At 59.1% G+C, this 17,040-nt stretch carries 13 protein-coding genes; 8 read left to right on the top strand and 5 right to left on the bottom strand.

Annotated elements, in window-relative coordinates; genetic code table 11:
* Positions 1-43: 43 nt before the first annotated feature.
* The 3 genes from ACM6IV_RS05810 (at position 44) to ACM6IV_RS05820 (ending at position 2,440) form a co-directional block, all read left to right on the top strand.
* Positions 44-481: a hemerythrin domain-containing protein gene (locus tag ACM6IV_RS05810; protein ID WP_414869096.1), complete on the top strand. Its 438-nt coding sequence runs from the start codon at positions 44-46 to the stop codon at positions 479-481.
* 221 nt (positions 482-702) lie between these two features.
* Positions 703-1,338 (top strand): lytic polysaccharide monooxygenase auxiliary activity family 9 protein, encoded by a 636-nt coding sequence (locus ACM6IV_RS05815; protein ID WP_414869097.1) that lies wholly within the window; start codon positions 703-705, stop codon positions 1,336-1,338.
* 43 nt (positions 1,339-1,381) lie between these two features.
* Positions 1,382-2,440, top strand: a complete 1,059-nt coding sequence (locus ACM6IV_RS05820) for a chitinase (RefSeq protein ID WP_414869098.1) — start codon at positions 1,382-1,384, stop codon at positions 2,438-2,440.
* Between the two features lie 69 nt (positions 2,441-2,509).
* Here ACM6IV_RS05820 and ACM6IV_RS05825 read toward each other — a convergent pair whose 3' ends face one another.
* Both ACM6IV_RS05825 and ACM6IV_RS05830 read right to left on the bottom strand, forming a co-directional pair.
* Positions 2,510-2,929: a DUF6896 domain-containing protein gene (locus ACM6IV_RS05825; RefSeq protein WP_414869099.1), complete on the bottom strand. Its 420-nt coding sequence runs from the start codon at positions 2,927-2,929 to the stop codon at positions 2,510-2,512.
* Positions 2,926-7,704 (bottom strand): RHS repeat-associated core domain-containing protein, encoded by a 4,779-nt coding sequence (locus ACM6IV_RS05830; RefSeq protein WP_414869100.1) that lies wholly within the window; start codon positions 7,702-7,704, stop codon positions 2,926-2,928. The genes ACM6IV_RS05825 and ACM6IV_RS05830 overlap by 4 nt, the downstream gene beginning before the upstream one ends.
* Positions 7,705-7,899: 195 nt before the next feature.
* On the opposite strand from ACM6IV_RS05830, the gene ACM6IV_RS05835 reads away from it, so the two are divergent.
* Entirely contained in the window at positions 7,900-8,490 is a 591-nt protein-coding gene (locus tag ACM6IV_RS05835) for an NUDIX domain-containing protein (RefSeq protein WP_414869101.1), read from the top strand.
* 1 nt (position 8,491) lies between these two features.
* Here ACM6IV_RS05835 and ACM6IV_RS05840 read toward each other — a convergent pair whose 3' ends face one another.
* Positions 8,492-9,007, bottom strand: coding sequence for a methylated-DNA--[protein]-cysteine S-methyltransferase (locus ACM6IV_RS05840; protein WP_414869102.1), 516 nt, complete (start codon positions 9,005-9,007; stop codon positions 8,492-8,494).
* Between the two features lie 152 nt (positions 9,008-9,159).
* On the opposite strand from ACM6IV_RS05840, the gene ggt reads away from it, so the two are divergent.
* The 3 genes from ggt (at position 9,160) to ACM6IV_RS05855 (ending at position 12,696) form a co-directional block, all read left to right on the top strand.
* Entirely contained in the window at positions 9,160-10,887 is a 1,728-nt protein-coding gene (ggt, locus tag ACM6IV_RS05845; protein ID WP_414869103.1) for a gamma-glutamyltransferase, read from the top strand.
* A gap of 63 nt (positions 10,888-10,950) precedes the next feature.
* Positions 10,951-11,484 carry a cysteine hydrolase family protein gene (locus ACM6IV_RS05850; protein ID WP_414869104.1) on the top strand — a complete coding sequence of 178 codons (534 nt, stop codon included), beginning with the start codon at positions 10,951-10,953 and terminating at the stop codon, positions 11,482-11,484.
* Between the two features lie 198 nt (positions 11,485-11,682).
* Positions 11,683-12,696, top strand: a complete 1,014-nt coding sequence (locus ACM6IV_RS05855; RefSeq protein ID WP_414869105.1) for a lysozyme inhibitor LprI family protein — start codon at positions 11,683-11,685, stop codon at positions 12,694-12,696.
* A 112-nt stretch (positions 12,697-12,808) separates the two neighbouring features.
* Here ACM6IV_RS05855 and ACM6IV_RS05860 read toward each other — a convergent pair whose 3' ends face one another.
* Entirely contained in the window at positions 12,809-13,117 is a 309-nt protein-coding gene (locus ACM6IV_RS05860; protein ID WP_414869106.1) for a hypothetical protein, read from the bottom strand.
* Positions 13,118-13,274: 157 nt separating this feature from the next.
* On the opposite strand from ACM6IV_RS05860, the gene ACM6IV_RS05865 reads away from it, so the two are divergent.
* Entirely contained in the window at positions 13,275-14,720 is a 1,446-nt protein-coding gene (locus tag ACM6IV_RS05865; RefSeq protein WP_414869107.1) for a SulP family inorganic anion transporter, read from the top strand.
* Here ACM6IV_RS05865 and ACM6IV_RS05870 read toward each other — a convergent pair.
* Complete coding sequence (locus ACM6IV_RS05870; RefSeq protein ID WP_414869108.1) at positions 14,688-16,919, bottom strand: GAF domain-containing protein; 2,232 nt, start codon at positions 16,917-16,919, stop codon at positions 14,688-14,690. The two genes, ACM6IV_RS05865 and ACM6IV_RS05870, sit on opposite strands and share 33 nt — an antisense overlap.
* Positions 16,920-17,040: the final 121 nt, after the last annotated feature.

The raw sequence follows: 17,040 nt of genomic DNA on the forward strand, positions 1-17,040 counted from the left end.
GCCTTTACCGCGTCATTCCGGCACGCGGTTGACAAGGATCCCCATGAATATCTTCGAAGCCCTTCGCGAAAGCCACGACCGCCAGCGCAGTTACGCCAAAAACCTGATCGAGACCAGCGGCGACACCCCGGAACGGGTCGAGGCCTACAAGCAACTCAAGGCCGAACTCCAGGCTCATGAAACCGCCGAAGAGCGCCATTTCTATGTGCCGTTGATGGCGTTCGACAACGGCGTTGACCTGAGCCGCCATGCCATCTCCGAACACCATGAAATGGACGAAATGATGGAGGAACTCGACAGCACAGAGATGTCCAGTCCGGCCTGGCTGGCGACCGCCAGGAAGCTGTCGGACAAGGTTCATCATCATTTGAAAGAAGAGGAGCAGAAATTTTTTCAGATGGCCGGCAAATTGCTCAACGAAAAGCAGAAACGGCAACTTGCCGGACAATACGAAAAGGAGTACCAGGCACAGTTGTCGTGAGTACTGAATGGCCGTTTTTGCAGTATCGGCGTGTAGTCTTTTGACTCCATCGCGAGTCAGCACTGTCCTAGGTTGCTGTATATCCATCCAGTATTTGCGGTGTTTTTTCAGTTCAAGTCTGCCGGCTGCGACAAAACCGCCGATGGACAAAAAACTCGCCTCCGTTAGCTTGAAGGCCTCTCCTCGGAAAGGAGAGTTCTTGAATCAACGGAGTGAAAAAAATGAATCAACCACAAGCACAAACCCAACTGCGACACGGTCGTGTCATTTCCCCTGCAAGCCGCGGCGCGGTAGCGATCGAGCAAGGATTGCTCGGCGCCTGGCAGGTCAACGAAATGGAAGGCGGGAAAAATTTCCCGGCGCTGGCAGCGGGGCCGTTTCCGGCGCCGTACCAGAGCGACTCGGACAGTGTTACACCACCGGCCGACGGCTACATTCTCAGCGGCGGCAAGAGCGATGCCCGCGACTGCGTGAACTTCACCAGTGAAGAGATGAGCAAGAAACTCGCTCGTCCGTTTGCCTGGCCGCTGCTCAATGTCACCCCGGGACAAACCCTCGAGATCAAATGGGAATACACCGCGCCGCACACCACCCGCGGCTACCGCTGGCTGATCACCAAGGATGGCTGGGATCCGAAACAGCGCATCACGCGTGCGCAACTGGAAACCCAACCGTTCTTTGAGGACTTCTACACTCAGGTGCCTTATTACAGTTACCCGAATGAGTTGAAGGCCAAGGTCAACCACGCGGTGAAACTGCCAGCCAACAAAAAGGGCCATCACGTGATCGTACTGATGTGGATCGTCGCCAACACCGGCAACGCCTTCTATCAGGCCTTCGACGTCGACTTCAAATAACAGCGCAGCGGCGCCAAATCCATACGTTCTGAAGGATTAGAACATGTCAAATATCGATTTCTCTTTAGTGCAAAACGCCGCGAGCGATGCCGCCTCGCTGATGCCGAGCATTGCCGGCAAAAAGATCCTTATGGGCTTCTGGCACAACTGGCCGGCAGGTCCGAGCGATGGTTACCGTCAGGGCCGCTTCGCCAGCCTTTCGCTGGAGGAGGTGCCGAAGGAATACAACGTCGTCGCGGTAGCCTTCATGAAAGGCAGCGGCATTCCGACTTTCAAGCCGTTCAACGTTTCCGATGCCGAGTTCCGCCGTCAGGTCGGCGTGCTCAACAGTCAGGGGCGGGCGGTGCTGATTTCCCTCGGTGGTGCCGATGCGCACATCGAGTTGCGCAGCGGTCAGGAACAACCGCTGGCCAATGAAATCATCCGTCTGGTGGAAACCTACGGCTTCGACGGACTGGACATCGATCTTGAACAGAGCGCGATTGATTTCGCGGCCAACAAGACCGTCCTGCCGGCTGCACTGAAACTGGTCAAGGATCACTACGCAGGCCAAGGCAAACATTTCATCATCAGCATGGCCCCGGAGTTTCCATACCTGACCAGCACCGGCAAATACGTCAGCTACCTGCAGGCGCTGGAAGGCTACTACGACTTCGTCGCCCCGCAGTTCTACAACCAGGGGGGCGACGGCGTCTGGGTGCCGGAAGCCAATAACGGTGCCGGCGCGTGGATTGCGCAGAACAACGATCCGCTGAAAGAGGATTTTCTTTATTACCTGACTGAAAGTCTGGTGACCGGCACTCGTGGTTTCACCCGCATTCCGGCGGACAAGTTCGTCATCGGCCTGCCGGCCAACAACGATGCGGCGGCCACCGGTTATGTGATCGACAAAACCGTGGTCGGGAATGTCCTTAAGCGTCTGGCGATCAAGGGGATACCGATCAAAGGTCTGATGACCTGGTCGGTGAGCTGGGACAATGGCACCAGCAAGGATGGCGTGCCGTATAGCTGGGAGTTCAGCCGGCGTTATGGGCCGTTGATTAACGGGGTTCGTTCAGTTGAGCAGGGTGTCAACGACTCGCTGTCGCACGTCGCTCGTTAGCTGCAAATAAAGAAGCCCGGTAGCGCTGCCGGGCTTCTTTGTTGGTTTGGAATGCGTGCGGGTATGTTTTTATTCGGTTTTAACCAGGACATACAGATTGTCATTGATCGACATTTTTTCGATTATGTTTAAAGAGATAAGCTCTTGGAATTCTTTTTCGAGTGTTTTCTTGTCGCAGTATTTTTCATATATAAGCGGCCTGTCCAAAGCGTAAATGTAGAGGCGCCATACGTCAAAGCCGTCGATTCTACTGTTTGAACCGTAGTCAAAATTCACTGATTCGGTAGTGAAGTGAACGATGCAGCCAACTCCATGAAGCTCGTACTGGGTGTTGTCAGTTATGTCTCCGCAACGTTGTATTTGATTGCTGCGCCAAAGCCTCAGAATATTTCTGGTACCAAACCTTTTCTCGAGCAGCAACGTCGCACTATCAACCTTAGAAAGAAAGTCGTTAATGAGGTCTTCAAGGCTTTTGTCTTTTTTGTTCATCTTCTTCTGTGATGCTCCAATCTGTCATTGCCGACGTTAGCCGCTGACTCTAGTACTTCTTGAATAGTGTTTAGGGTGCCGTGGTGATCTTTGATGTTCGTTATTAGCTGGATCGTTACTTCTGTAGAGGTTTGTCGTGCGGCCGAAGCTCTATGATGGCCATCTAGAATGTAGAGGCTGCCGTGGTGCTCAGCGACATCTATTGGAAACTTGCGATTGAACCCAATATTTCGCATTTCTATCCTCATTGCCTCGACTAGTTTAGTTGAGGTTTTTCCCATGAGCGCATGTGTTCGCTTCAATGTTTTTGGGTCTACGCCATGAGTTAGATTTGGTACCTGTGGCTCACCCTCATCTACCTTAGCGCCACCAACCCCACCCGGCACCTCACAACCCGGCTTATTCGGCGGCGGGCAATTGAAACTCAACCCCAACGGATCCACCCACCCCGTCGGATTCGGCACGTACTGGTACTGATTCAATCCACCCGCCAGCTTGATCGGGTCCGGCGTCAGATACCGCCCCAACCTCGGGTCGTAATACCGGTGGCGGTTGTAATGCAGGCCGCTTTCCGCATCGAAGTACTGCCCCTGAAAGCGCAGCGGCTGGTTCAGGTAATCGTCGCCGGCGAGGGTCAACGTGGCGACTTTGCCGTAGGCGTCGTATTGCGCCGACCAGACGATGTCGCCACTGTAGTCGGTGAGTTCCTGCGGGGTGCCGAGGTGGTCGAGCTGGTAGTAGAACGGGCAGGCTTTTTGCGGGCCTTTGCCGTCGAGCAGTGCCAGCGGGCGGAAGGTACCGGGTTCGTAGACGTAGCTGCGGTATTCGCGTTCGCTGCTTTCGGCGACGAGCTGGTCGCCTTGCCAGAAGAATTCGGTAGTGTCGCCATTGACGGTTTTGCGGATGCGCCGGCCGAAGGCGTCGTAGGCGTAAGACGCGGTCTGGCCGTCGGGGCGGGTCAGGCCGATCAGGCGGTGCTGGCAGTCGTAGCGGTATTCGGTGACGAGTGTCTGCGCACGGCCTCGGCGTTCGCGGATCAGATTGCCGAAGGCGTCGTAGTCATAGTGGCGATCGCCCTGCATCAGCAGGCGGTTGCCCTTGATCTGGCTGGGGCCGGGACGGTCCTGCATCAGCAGGTTGCCGGCCGGGTCATGGGCGAAGCTTTCCGGCAGTTCGTCGCGCGAGTGGCGGACACGGATGAGGCGGTCGAGGGCGTCGTAGCCGTAGGTGCGCTGGCCGTGGCGGCTGTCGGCGATGTGCGCGAGATTGCCGTTGGCGCTGTAGGCATAATCGCGGCGGTACAACGCATCGCGCTGATGGCCTACGGCGTGAGCAAGTAAGCGTCCCTGATCGTCGTAGGAGTATTCACTGAGCAGCAGGCCCTGCTGGCGTTGCCGCTCGCGCCCGGACTGGTAGACGTGGCGGGTCAGTGGCGTGCCGTTGAGGTCAATCCCGCTCAGCGCGCCGCCCTTGGCGTGGTGATAGTCGAGCAGGCTGTTGTCCGGCAGGCGCATGCGCTTGAGCTGGCCGCAGGCGTCGTAGCGGTAACGCAGGGTGCCCCAGCCCTGATGCTCGGTGATCAGCCGGTCCTGACGGTCGTACTCAAAGGCCAAAGGATGTTGCTGGCCGTCGTCGACTCCGACCAAACGACCGAGGCGGTCGTATTGGTAGGAGACCTTGATGCCGTCGGGCAGGGTTTTGACCAGCAGACGCCCGGCAGCATCGCGTTTATAAGCGGTGACCAAACAAGAGCCGTCATCACCGAATTCGGTCTTCTCCAGCAGATGACCGTTGAGGTCATAGGCATACGCGGTACGGCGGCCGTCAAAACCGACCTCCTGACGAATCAGCCCGGTCGGCGTGTAGTCCAGCCGGTATTTTTCCCCAGACTCGTTTTCAATCTCGGTGAGCAATAACTGCGCATGGTCGTAGCGGTACTGCACCCGTGTGCCGTCGGGGTTGATCCGCCGTGAGACCAGGTGCAAATCGTCGTCGTATTCGTAGCGGGTGATGCGCCCCAGTTCATCGCGCTCGGCGGTGACCTGACCGTAGGCGCCGTAGCTGTAGGCGCGACTGCTGCCGGTAGGAAAGGTCGTCTGGATCAGTCGGCCGACCGCGTCCCAATGCTGACGGGTGACCGCACCGTGTTCGTCGGCGGTCGTGGTCCGCCGCCCCAATGCGTCGTAGGAAAAACGCCGCACACCACCGTCGGGCAGGGTTTCCTCGGTCAACTGGCCAAGGCTGTTCCACACCAGGCGATGGCGACTGCTGTCCGGGTAACGGATCGACAGCAACTGACCCCGGGTGTCGTAGTAGTAATGGGTGACTTGGCCGTCAGGATCGACCGCTTCGGTGACATCGCCCTCGGCATTGCGCCGGTAGATCCACACCGCATCCCCGCGCGAACGTTTGTGCAGGAAACCGTTTCGATACTCGTAGGACGTTGGCACCTCATCCGGCGGAATCAGCGCCACCAGCCGTCCGACTTCGTCGTAGCGGTATTCGGTGACGGCGCCCAAAGCATCCTGCTCGGCAATCACCCGGCCGGCATCGTCATAGGCCTTGAGCTGCTCGCCACCATCCGCCGAGACTTTACGCACCAGCCGCGCACGCTCGTCGTGCACGTAAGTCTCTTCGGTGCCATCGACGTAATGCACCGCCACGCTGCCGTCATCGTTCCAGACGTATCGCGTGTCCATCTGCGAGAACGACGCCCAGTGTCTGATACACCGAGCGGATTTCCCCGACCGCTCCCACTCCCAGAAAAAACTCGCGCCGCCGGCCAGTTGCCGCTGCAGGATCACGTGGGCGTCGTCGTAGTCGTAACGCTCGCTCTCGCCGACGGCGTTGGTCGCTTCGATCAGGTGCTGATAGGCGTCGTAGCGGTAACTGACCAGCGTCTGTTGGGTGCTCCAGGCTCCGTCGCGAAACACCTGGTAATCAACCCCGAGCAACTGCGCCCGCTCATAGCGCAACAGCAGCGAACGCCCGGCACCGTTGTCCAGGCGCTGCACCCGGTCAGAGCGATCGCGCTGCAGCGTCAGACGATTGCCATAGGCATCGCTGATCGCCGTCAGCCGTCCTGCGCGAAAGTGATAAAAGCGCGCCGTTTCTCCGGCCAGCGCGAGAATCAGTTCTTCCGGTTCATCACCCAGAAAGATCGCCGCCCGCGACAGGCTGTTGTGAATCGCCGGCCGTTCAACGCTCGGCAACGGAAAGCGGGTGCGGCGGTTTTCGTGGTCGATCCAGACCACCTCATCGGCGGAAAACTCCAGCCGATGCGCCAGCGAATGACTCCAGCCAAAGCCCAGGCCGACATCGAGTTCGACGGCGCTGGAGCGATACAAGCGGCTGAACTCAAACGGCAACACGCCATCAAGCACCGCATCAGTCAGGGTCAGCAGTTCTTCGCCGGTGACCATCGACACCGGGCAGCCGTTGGTGCAGGTGCGGGGTACGCAATCGGCACTGTCACCGTTGGGGTTTTTCGCCTGATCCGGCGAGTCGTCATGGGGCTCATGCCGTTCCAACCGGCTCGAACCGCCAGGCTTGTCCCGTACAACAGGCGCCGGATTCGGCACCGTCAACACCAGCGAATCGGCCTGACGAATGTTCAGTGGAATCGACGGCGTGGGTTTCAACTCAACGTCACGCGCATGAAACATCAGCGGCTTCAACGCGCTCGCGTGTTTGTTCAGTTCCGGTGCTGACGTTAATTCCGCGAGTCGCAACGCTGAAGCCGCCAGCCATTCCCGAGCGCGAGGCGACTTGATCTTCGCCAGCACCTTGCTGCTCAAGCGCAGTGGCACGCCGACGCCGCCTGACAACGCCGTCAGCAGAAAACCGATCAGCAGTTCGGCACGCACTTCGGCGACCACTTCGGCTAAATGTTGCGGCGGCAGCATTTTCAACCAACTGGTAAACGCGGCCAGATGAATAAACAGAAGAGGTTCGTCACTGAGGATCAGCAAGCCGTTGGCAATGGCGTCGCTGGAGGCATTCAACAACGCCTCAAGCTCGGCCTCGCTGAGGTACTCCAGCAGTTTTTCGCTGTTGGCCTGCAAGTCGGCGAGCAGGGCAAATACCTGTTTGATGTCGTCCCAGACACCATTCAGGGCTTGCTCGAATCCACGCCAGTCGGCCCGTTGCAACTGACCGTAACGCTCAAGAAACCCGGCGCTGGAAAACTCCGTCCACTGTGGTTGAAACCCTGCCCACTCAGCGCGCAGCCAGCCTTCCAGGCCTGCAATGACACCTTCATAAGAGGCATACAGAGCACGCACATGGTCGGTGGACACATCGGGAAAGAAGGTGATGCGATAACGCTGGCCCCGATCGCAGTCGGTCACCTGCAGAATGCCGCTGGGGCCGATTGTGTAATGCAGCGCTTCGCCGAACGTCAGCACACCGCCAACATCGGCAAGCACCGGTTCGAGGGTTACCGGGGTGTTGCCGATCGGCACAAACCGCGCAGCCTCGAACATATGCACCAGCGTCAACTCCCCGCTGGCCGAGCACATGACCACCGATGAACTGAGCGGTTGGCGCGACTTGATCGGCGCACTGAGACGCACGTCGTTACCGACAGTGAAGACCTGCTCGACATCCAGCGCGGTCCCGGTCCAGAACTGCTCGGCCCAGGCGTCGTAGTGGTTCAGGCACAGGCGGAATTCGCGGATCAGGTGTTCGAAGTCCGGCTCGTCCGGGTTCAACGCAGCAACAACGAGCAGGCCGATGCTGTTGTTCAGGGCCAGCAGCCGATCGGTTGGAAGCATTCGCAGTCTCTCGCGCACATCAAAAAGGTGCGCGGACTTTGCGGGGGATCAATCAGGAAAGAAGTCGGGCGAGTAGGCGATGTCTGTAGGATGTTTCGACATGGTTTGTAGGGCGGTATAGGGTTTCGTTTTTTCGTTCACAAAAAGGGCCTTTACCTACCCGGGTGCCCTTCAATGACAAAAGGATCAAGCGTCATGTCCAACACAGCCGAGCGGGTCAACATCGTCGACACTCAGGTGTTGTCCCATGACTGGTATTTGCTGAAGAAAATCACCTTCGACTATCACCGCATCAATGGCGAGTGGCAGCGTCAGACCCGTGAGGTTTACGACCGCGGCAATGGCGCTGCGATTCTGTTGTTCAACCGCGAGCAGCGCACGGTGGTGCTGACCCGACAGTTTCGCTTGCCGGTGTTCGTCAATGGCCATGATGGTTTGCTGATTGAGGTGGCGGCCGGGTTGCTCGAAGGCGCGGCGCCGGAGCAACGGATTCGCGATGAAGCCGAAGAGGAAACCGGGTATCGCGTGCACGATGTGAAGAAGGTGTTCGAGGCTTACATGAGTCCCGGCTCGGTGACCGAGAAGCTGCACTTTTTCATTGCCGAATACGACGCCGCATCGAAGGTCAGCGACGGTGGTGGTCTGGAAGAGGAGACTGAAGAACTGGAGGTGCTGGAGTGGGGCTTCGATGACGCGTTGGCAGCGTTTCAGCGCGGTGAGATCTGCGACGCCAAGACCATCATGCTGTTGCAGTATGCGGCGATGAATAACCTGTTCGGCGCTTGAGTCAGAACAAATCCCCGGTTTTGCCAATCTGCGACCAGTCGCCACCTTCAAGGGTCAGCAAGCGTTCTTTCGCCTCAAGCCCCCCGGCAAAACCGGTCAGTTTCCCCGAGGCGCCGATCACCCGATGACACGGCGCCACAATGGAAATCGGATTGCGTCCGTTCGCGGCACCTACTGCCCGCACGGCGGTGGGATTGCCAATCTGTTCGGCAATCTGGCTGTAGGTGCGCGTCTGGCCAAAGGGAATGGTGAGCAGCGCCGCCCAGACCTTTTTCTGAAAGTCGGTGCCGGCGAAATCCAGTTCCAGATCAAAACAGTCACGCGTCCCGGAAAAATATTCTTCAAGTTGTCGAGCCGTTCGAATCAGGATCGGATTGTCGGATGCTTCACTCATCGGCCCGAGACGCACGCGGTTCGGTTTGTCGTTTTCCCAGAGGATGGCTGCCAGTCGTGAGCCGTTCGCGACCAGCTTCAGCTCGCCGACGGGCGAGGGCAGGGTGAGGAACGTATAAGACATGACGGCAGACTCCGGATCAGGGCGGCAACAGCGCTCAGCATACTGCCTGATCGGGGAGGCGCAATACGCAAAGCCGACCATACTGCTTGGTGCTCTTGCAGCGTTCCCCCTCTGTTCTGCACAGACCCTGAAAACAAAAAAGAGATCGACTCATGAAGTACGAACCTTTGGCCAAGTCGCTGATAGCGACCTCACTGGCACTCAGCTGTCTCATGGCTCACGCGGCATCGGTGGCTCCGGTTGCCGCGGAAAACGGCATGGTGGTCACCGCGCAACATCTGGCTACCCATGTCGGCGTCGACGTACTGAAAAGTGGCGGTAATGCCGTCGATGCGGCGGTCGCCGTAGGTTACGCGCTGGCGGTGGTCTATCCCGCGGCAGGTAACCTCGGTGGTGGCGGTTTCATGACCATTCAACTGGCGGACGGGCGCAAGACCTTCCTCGATTTCCGTGAAAAAGCGCCACTGGCGGCCACCGCCAATATGTACCTCGACAAGGAAGGCAACGTCATTCCCGAGCTGAGTACGCGCGGCCATTTGGCAGTGGGCGTGCCGGGCACCGTGTCCGGTATGGAGCTGGCGCTGAGCAAATACGGAACCAAGCCGCGCAAGGAAATGATTGCGCCGGCGATCAAACTGGCAGAAGACGGTTTCGAACTGCAGCAGGGCGACGTCGAGTTGCTGGAGTACGCCACCGACGTGTTCAAGAAGGACATGCGCGACTCCGGTTCGATCTTCCTGCACAACGGCGAGCCGATGCAGGTCGGGCAGAAACTGGTGCAGAAGGATCTCGGCAAAACCCTGCGAAGCATTTCCGAACAAGGCGCCGACGGTTTCTATAAAGGCTGGGTCGCCGATGCGATTGTGACCTCCAGTCAGGCCAACAAAGGCATCATCACCCAGGCTGACCTCGACAAATACAAGACCCGCGAACTGGCTCCGGTGGAGTGCGATTACCGTGGTTACCACGTGGTCTCGGCGCCACCACCAAGCTCCGGCGGGGTGGTGATCTGCCAGATCATGAACATTCTCGAAGGCTATCCGATGAAGGATCTGGGCTTCCATTCCGCCCAGGGCATGCACTACCAGATCGAAGCGATGCGCCACGCCTATGTTGATCGCAACAGTTACCTTGGCGATCCGGATTTCGTCAAAAACCCGATCGAGCACCTGCTGGACAAACACTACGCAACCAAACTGCGCGAGGCCATTCAGCCGCAAAAGGCCGGCGTGTCGGCTGAACTCAAGCCCGGCGTGGCGCCCCATGAAGGCAGCAACACCACTCACTATTCGATTGTCGACAAGTGGGGCAATGCAGTCTCGGTCACTTACACCCTCAACGACTGGTTCGGCGCGGGCGTGATGGCGAGCAAGACCGGGGTGATCCTCAACGATGAAATGGACGACTTCACCTCCAAGGTCGGCGTGCCGAACATGTATGGTCTGGTGCAGGGCGAAGCCAACGCCATCGCTCCGGGCAAGGCACCGCTGTCATCGATGAGCCCGACCATTGTCACCAAGGACGGCAAAGTGGTGATGGTCGTCGGTACTCCGGGCGGCAGCCGCATCATCACCGCGACCTTGCTGACCATGCTCAACGTCATCGACTACGGCATGGGCGTGCAGGAGGCGGTCGATGCGCCACGTTTCCACCAGCAGTGGATGCCGGAGGAAACCAACCTCGAAGACTTCGCCGCCAGCCCCGACACGAAGAAGCTTCTCGAGAGCTGGGGTCACAAGTTCGCCGGGCCGCAGGACGCCAACCACATCGCCGCGATTCTGGTCGGCGCACCGTCGCTGGGCGGTAAGCCAGTCGGCAAAAACCGTTTCTACGGCGCCAATGACCCACGCCGTAACACGGGCTTGTCATTGGGTTACTGAGGGGCGTAAAAAGGGGGCGGACGTACGTCCGCCCCTGTCTCAAGGACTCAAGGAAGGCTCATCATGACCACCGCATTGCTGATCATCGACGTCCAGCAGGCCCTCTGCTCGGGCGAATATCAGTGCTACGACATTCAGCGCGTGATCGACACCATCAACGGTCTCAGCACCCGCGCCCGCGACAAAGATGTGCCAGTGGTACTGATCCAGCACGAAGAAAAGGACAGCCCGTTGGCTCACGAAGCCGAAGGTTGGCAACTCGCCGAAGGGCTTGAGACATCTCCGAAGGATCTGCGTGTCCGCAAGACTACCCGGGATTCTTTCTACCAGACGGGCCTGGGTAAATTATTGCCCAGCGAAGACTTCGAACGTCTGGTCATCTGCGGCCTGCAAACCGATTATTGCGTCAATGCCACCGTGCGCCAGGCCCATCAATTGGGTTATGACGTGGTGCTCGCCGCCGACGCGCATTCCACCGTCGACAACGGCAATATGAGCGCTGAAGACATCATCGCCGAACACAACAAAGACCTGGCGCACCTGACTGGCGCGACTGGCCGCATTGACGTCATGCCCGCAGCCGACATCACGTTCTGACAGCGCATACAAAGCCCTGTGGGAGCGAGCCTGCTCGCGAAGGCAGTGTGTCAGTCGACATTTATAGTGGCTGAGCCACCGCTTTCGCGAGCAGGCTCGCTCCCACAGTGGTTGAGCAAACCTGATTGCTATGTACATCAAGGATTTCCGACAGCAGCACTGGCATACTGCCCGCCGTCCGAAGAATGGAATCTCTCGATGTTCGCTCTCTCCCTGCGTCAAGCCTTGCTGCTGACATCCCTTGCGTTTGCCTCTGTCACCCACGCCAGCAGTTTTGATTGCGCCAGCGCTGCCAGCAAAACTGAAAAAGTCATTTGCGCCGACCCTTATCTCTCGCAACTTGATGAACAGCTTGCAGAGCGCTGGCGCTCGACCCTCGCCAAGGTCCCCGATCCCAAGGCGCTCAAGACCGATCAACGGCAATGGCTGAAAAACCGTAATGCCTGTGGCGCCCTGACGGCCTGCTTGCGCCGCCAGTATTTGATGCGTCTGGCCGAACTGGAACACGCTACTCGGCCCTTCCGTTGGGACGCGACCTGGCAGCTCGTTCCTCCGAATACTTCAACGGCGGCAACGGTGACAACGCATCGTCGCGATGCAGCGCACATCACTTTTGATATTGACGCGGGCGAGGGTGCCAATTCGGGAAATCTCGAGGGTGTCGCCGTACTTGACGGCGACGAAGCACATTATGTCGAAGGTGAATGCGCGTTGACGTTCACCCCCCTAAATGGCGTTCTGAAAATCTCGCAAATCGGCGCAGATGCCGATTGCGGCGGCGGAATGGGCGTGTATTACGCCGGCACTTACGTCGCCTCGGAACAACCACTGACGCTTGATTACGACTTGCTCAGCCTTGGCCTGGCGCGAACGCCTGAGGAAAACCAGGCCCTGCATGGATTGCTCAAGGATGATTATGAAAGGCTCGTTCAGCTCTCGGGCACCTTGCAAGTCGGTGATCCCTCAGCCGACGTGCCGGGCAGTCAGGTCGTGGAAATGTGGATGCGTGGCCTGGGCGGCACCGGCATCATCATGAGCACAACCGACCAGCGTTTCTGGATCATCCTGCTGACCTACGATGAGCAAGGTCATCAACGGGCACGCTATTACACCAACGCAGTGAAATGGAAAGGGCGTCTGCCCGATGTTCTGCAAGCCTGGTACCAACGCACCAATGGCAATCGCACGATCCCACTGGATTCCATGCCCTGATCGCCAATCCTCAAAATCGCAAACAACACTCCACGAATCTCGCTCACCCGCTTCGTATGAATCTCTCGGCTACGTGCGGGACCGCGATTTAACACTTACAACCTCGATTGCGTCAGGGTTGAACAGCCTCCGCCAGCAATCGCTCGATCTGCGCCAATTCCCAGGTACTCAGCAGATTCACCGGATCGGTGCCATATCGCTGCCAGCTGTCCAGCGCGCCTTCCTGTCCGTCACTGTTGCGAGCAAATTCACAGTGGTGTAACCGCCCACCTTCAACATCCAGGCGTAATTGCCAGCCCTCGATATCAACCGCGACCAGTCCGGCCGCGGCAGGCTGTTCGCAGATTTTCAATGCGAGCACGCCCAGCGCCGCTTCTCGCAAACGCTGACACACCTCGCGGGCGCTCAGAAATGCAGACATGTCGAACTCGATCACCAGAGGAACGCGCCAGCATAAAGCCCGAGTCGACAAGTGTCAGCGTTCACTGGCCCGATCCCGAACAATTCCGTAACATCCGCAACCCTCTTTTTCCCGAACCCCTGCAGCCGCGCTCGGCGGCCGCTTAATCAGGTAAGCCATGAAACCGATTCGTCTGCGCGCCGATGTCCTGGCCGGACTCACCACCTCGTTTGCCCTGTTGCCCGAATGCATTGCGTTCGCGCTGGTGGCGCACCTCAATCCGCTGATGGGCCTGTATGGCGCGTTTATCATTTGCACGCTGACGGCGTTATTCGGCGGACGACCGGGCATGGTCTCCGGCGCGGCGGGTTCGATGGCGGTGGTCATCGTTGCGCTGGTGGTGCAGCACGGTGTGCAGTATTTGCTGGCGACGGTGTTGCTCGGCGGTCTGATCATGATGGCGTTCGGCTTGCTGCGCCTGGGCAAACTGGTGCGCATGGTGCCGCACCCGGTGATGCTCGGCTTCGTCAACGGTCTGGCGATCATCATTGCGCTGGCGCAACTGGAACATTTCAAGAACGGTGAGGACTGGCTCAGCGGCACGCCGTTGTACCTGATGAGCGGGCTGGTGGCGCTGACCATGGCCATCGTCTACATCCTGCCACGCCTGACCCGCGCGGTGCCGCCGGCCCTGGTGGCGATCCTCGGTGTCGGTCTGCTGGTCTACCTGTTCGGCCTGCCGACCCGCACCCTCGGCGACATGGCGCACATCGCCGGCGGCTTGCCGACTTTCGCCGTGCCGGACATCCCGTGGAATCTTGAGACCCTGCGCATCATCGCGCCGTACGCGATTTTGATGGCACTGGTCGGTCTGCTGGAAACCCTGCTGACCCTTAACCTCACCGACGAAATCACCGAAACCCGTGGCTATCCGGACCGCGAGTGCGTGGCGCTCGGTGCAGCCAACATGGTCTCCGGCGCATTCGGCGGCATGGGCGGTTGCGCGATGATCGGCCAGACCGTAATCAACCTCAGTTCCGGCGGGCGCGGGCGTTTGTCCGGCGTAGTCGCTGGCGTGTTGATTCTGTTGTTCATTCTGTTCCTGTCGCCGCTGATCGAGCGCATTCCGCTGGCGGCGCTGGTCGGCGTGATGTTCGTGGTGTCGCAGCAGACCTTCGCCTGGGCGTCGTTGCGGGTGGCGAACAAAGTGCCGCTCAACGATGTGCTGGTGATTCTCGCCGTGACCACCATCACCGTGTTCACCGATCTGGCCACTGCGGTGCTGTGCGGCATCATCATCGCCGCGCTGAATTTTGCCTGGCAGCAGGCCCGTGAGTTGTACGCCGATGAGCATCTGGAGGCTGACGGCAGCAAGCTCTATCGCCTTCACGGTACGTTGTTCTTTGCCTCGACCACGCCATTCCTCAACCAGTTCGACCCGGCCAATGACCCGGCCCGGGTGACGCTGGATTGCCGGCATCTGAGCTTTGTCGATTACTCGGCGATCGCCGCGTTGAAGACGTTGCGCGAGCGCTATGCCAAGGCGGGCAAGCATTTGCAGGTGTTTCACCTGTCCGAACGCTGCAAGAAATTACTCAAGCGCGCCGGTGTCGAGCACGATTGAAGGTGCTGTTGCTGGCGCCTTGAGCCAGGTCTTGCCGAGAATCCGCGAGACCTGGTCGGCCGAGTAAGGCTTGGCGAGAAACTCGAAACCCTCGTGACCGCAGCGCGCCAGTTCTTCGCTGTAGCCGGATGTCAGTATCACTGGCAGATCCGGACGGCGACGGCGCAACTCCCTGGCGAGCGCGACGCCCGTGATGCCGGGCATGACGACATCGGAAAACACCGCGTCGAAAGCCCTTGCGTCGTCACCTGCCAGTTGCAAGGCTTCTTCGGCATTGGTGGCCCACGTCGTCTCATAGCCTAGATCCTGCAGAATCTGATTGGCGAAGCGGCCAACCTCCAGATTGTCCTCGACTACCAGCACCCGGCGTCTTTCACGGGGCGCCTGCAGTTCGCCTTCGTCCGGCGTCTCGCCGGCCTGCAGCGCAAACGCCGGTACCTGGGGCAGGTACAGCGTGAATTCGGTGCCGTGACCGAGCACGCTGGACACATCGACATTACCGCCCGATTGCTTGGCAAAGCCGAATACTTGCGACAACCCGAGCCCCGTGCCTTTACCGACAGCTTTAGTGGTGAAGAACGGTTCGAAAATATGCTCAAGGGTGTGCGCATCGATACCACCGCCGGTGTCCGCCAGTGCGATCGACACAAACGGGCCGCTGGCGCCGGCGTGGCCGCGTATCGCTGGCAGAGGCTTGTCGCACTCAAGGCGCAATTTCAGCAGGCCCTGGCCATTCATGGCGTCACGGGCGTTGAGCGCAATATTGATCAGGGCGGTTTCGAATTGACTCAGGTCGACGCGGATGCAGCAGGGGTAATCCGGCCGTTCGACGCTGACATGAATTTGCGCACCCGTGACCGATTCGAGCATTTCACCGATGTTTGCCAACCGTTCACCCGCATCGACCACTTGCGGGTTGAGGGGCTGACGCCGGGCAAAAGCGAGTAACTGACTGGTCAGCTTGGAGGCGCGTTCGACGGTGTCGGAAACCGCGCGCATATAGCGCTGGCGACGCTCCTGCGACAGGTTCGGCTGGCGCAGGAAATCCACCGAAGAGCGAATGATGGTCAGCAGATTGTTGAAATCATGGGCCACACCACCGGTCAACTGGCCGATGGCTTCAAGTTTTTGTGACTGGCGCAGCGCCGACTCGGTTTCGGCCAGACGCAAGCTGCGTTCTTCGACCCGTTGTTCCAGCGTGGCATTCAGTTCCGCCAGCGCCAGCAGGCCCGCACGCACATTGGCATCGGCGCGGACCCGTTCGATGTGCGCCCAGCAACGCTCGGTGACTTCGATCAACAGCGACTGTTCGAAGCGCGACCAGACTCGCGGCACATTGTCGTGCACCGCCATCAACGCGGTCAGTCGCCCTTGTTTGATCAGCGGCACGCAAATGGTGGCCGTGATGCCGATGGCCTGGAAGGTTGCTGATTCTTCCGGGGGGAGTTCGCTGCGGTTGTCATGGATGATCAGTGGTTGGCCGGCACGCAGCAAGGTCACGGCTTTCTCACCGAAATCGCGCAGTCGATAGTGGCCGACGATGCTTGGCGAGCCGGGCGCGGCCCAATCGCCGCGAATGGTGAAGCCGTCCTCATCGTCGTCCATGTCGGCGTAGGCGCAGTTGGACAGTTGCAGGTGCTCGACCATCAGCCGCGTGCTGGTGGCGAGGATGGCTTGCGCGTCGGTCGCGTTGGCAACGGCGTTGCCGAGCGCCTCAAGCACGGCCAGGCGCTGGTTGAGAAAAACGGTCTGGGTGGTTTCCGTAACGGTATCGAGCAAGCCGACCACGTTGCCGCGCGAATCACGGATCGGGCTGTAGCAAAAAGTAAAAAACGCCTGCTCCGGCCCCTTGCCTCGCTCGATGGTCAGCGCAAAGTTTTCGATGTAAGTGGCTTGCCCGGCGTACGCCGCATCGGCAATCGGGCCGATCTCGCTCCAGGCTTCTTCCCAGATCTTGCTGAAAGGTCTTCCCAGGGCGTTCGGTTTGTCGCCAAGAATCGGCAGGAAGGCGTCGTTGAACAGGGTGATCAGTTCCGGCCCCCAAACGATGGCTTGAGGGAAGTGCGAGCCAAGGCTGAGCGAGACCGTCGTTTTGAGCACATCGGGCCAGTGTTGCAAAGGGCCAAGCGGGGTGCTTGCCCAATCATGCCGTCGAATCTGCTCGGCCATTTCGCCGTTGTCTTGCAACCAGTCTGTCATGGGAATCGTGTCTTTCCGGGCGTTTGCATGTGGAGAAAGACCTTTGCGTGTGATGTTTGTTTCAGTCCACGAGTTTGTGACGAAAATGATGGGGTAGCGAAGAGGGTTTGCTCGCGCTGTG

It is taken from the genome of Pseudomonas sp. IT-347P (assembly GCF_949768005.1).
GTDB lineage: Bacteria > Pseudomonadota > Gammaproteobacteria > Pseudomonadales > Pseudomonadaceae > Aquipseudomonas.

Coding starts and splice junctions, on each gene's coding strand:
- ACM6IV_RS05810 (WP_414869096.1), top strand. CDS start 44: ATGAATATCTTCGAAGCCCTTCGCGAAAGCCACGACCGCCAGCGCAGT.
- ACM6IV_RS05815 (WP_414869097.1), top strand. CDS start 703: ATGAATCAACCACAAGCACAAACCCAACTGCGACACGGTCGTGTCATT.
- ACM6IV_RS05820 (WP_414869098.1), top strand. CDS start 1,382: ATGTCAAATATCGATTTCTCTTTAGTGCAAAACGCCGCGAGCGATGCC.
- ACM6IV_RS05825 (WP_414869099.1), bottom strand. CDS start 2,929: ATGAACAAAAAAGACAAAAGCCTTGAAGACCTCATTAACGACTTTCTT.
- ACM6IV_RS05830 (WP_414869100.1), bottom strand. CDS start 7,704: ATGCTTCCAACCGATCGGCTGCTGGCCCTGAACAACAGCATCGGCCTG.
- ACM6IV_RS05835 (WP_414869101.1), top strand. CDS start 7,900: ATGTCCAACACAGCCGAGCGGGTCAACATCGTCGACACTCAGGTGTTG.
- ACM6IV_RS05840 (WP_414869102.1), bottom strand. CDS start 9,007: ATGTCTTATACGTTCCTCACCCTGCCCTCGCCCGTCGGCGAGCTGAAG.
- ggt (WP_414869103.1), top strand. CDS start 9,160: ATGAAGTACGAACCTTTGGCCAAGTCGCTGATAGCGACCTCACTGGCA.
- ACM6IV_RS05850 (WP_414869104.1), top strand. CDS start 10,951: ATGACCACCGCATTGCTGATCATCGACGTCCAGCAGGCCCTCTGCTCG.
- ACM6IV_RS05855 (WP_414869105.1), top strand. CDS start 11,683: ATGTTCGCTCTCTCCCTGCGTCAAGCCTTGCTGCTGACATCCCTTGCG.
- ACM6IV_RS05860 (WP_414869106.1), bottom strand. CDS start 13,117: ATGTCTGCATTTCTGAGCGCCCGCGAGGTGTGTCAGCGTTTGCGAGAA.
- ACM6IV_RS05865 (WP_414869107.1), top strand. CDS start 13,275: ATGAAACCGATTCGTCTGCGCGCCGATGTCCTGGCCGGACTCACCACC.
- ACM6IV_RS05870 (WP_414869108.1), bottom strand. CDS start 16,919: ATGACAGACTGGTTGCAAGACAACGGCGAAATGGCCGAGCAGATTCGA.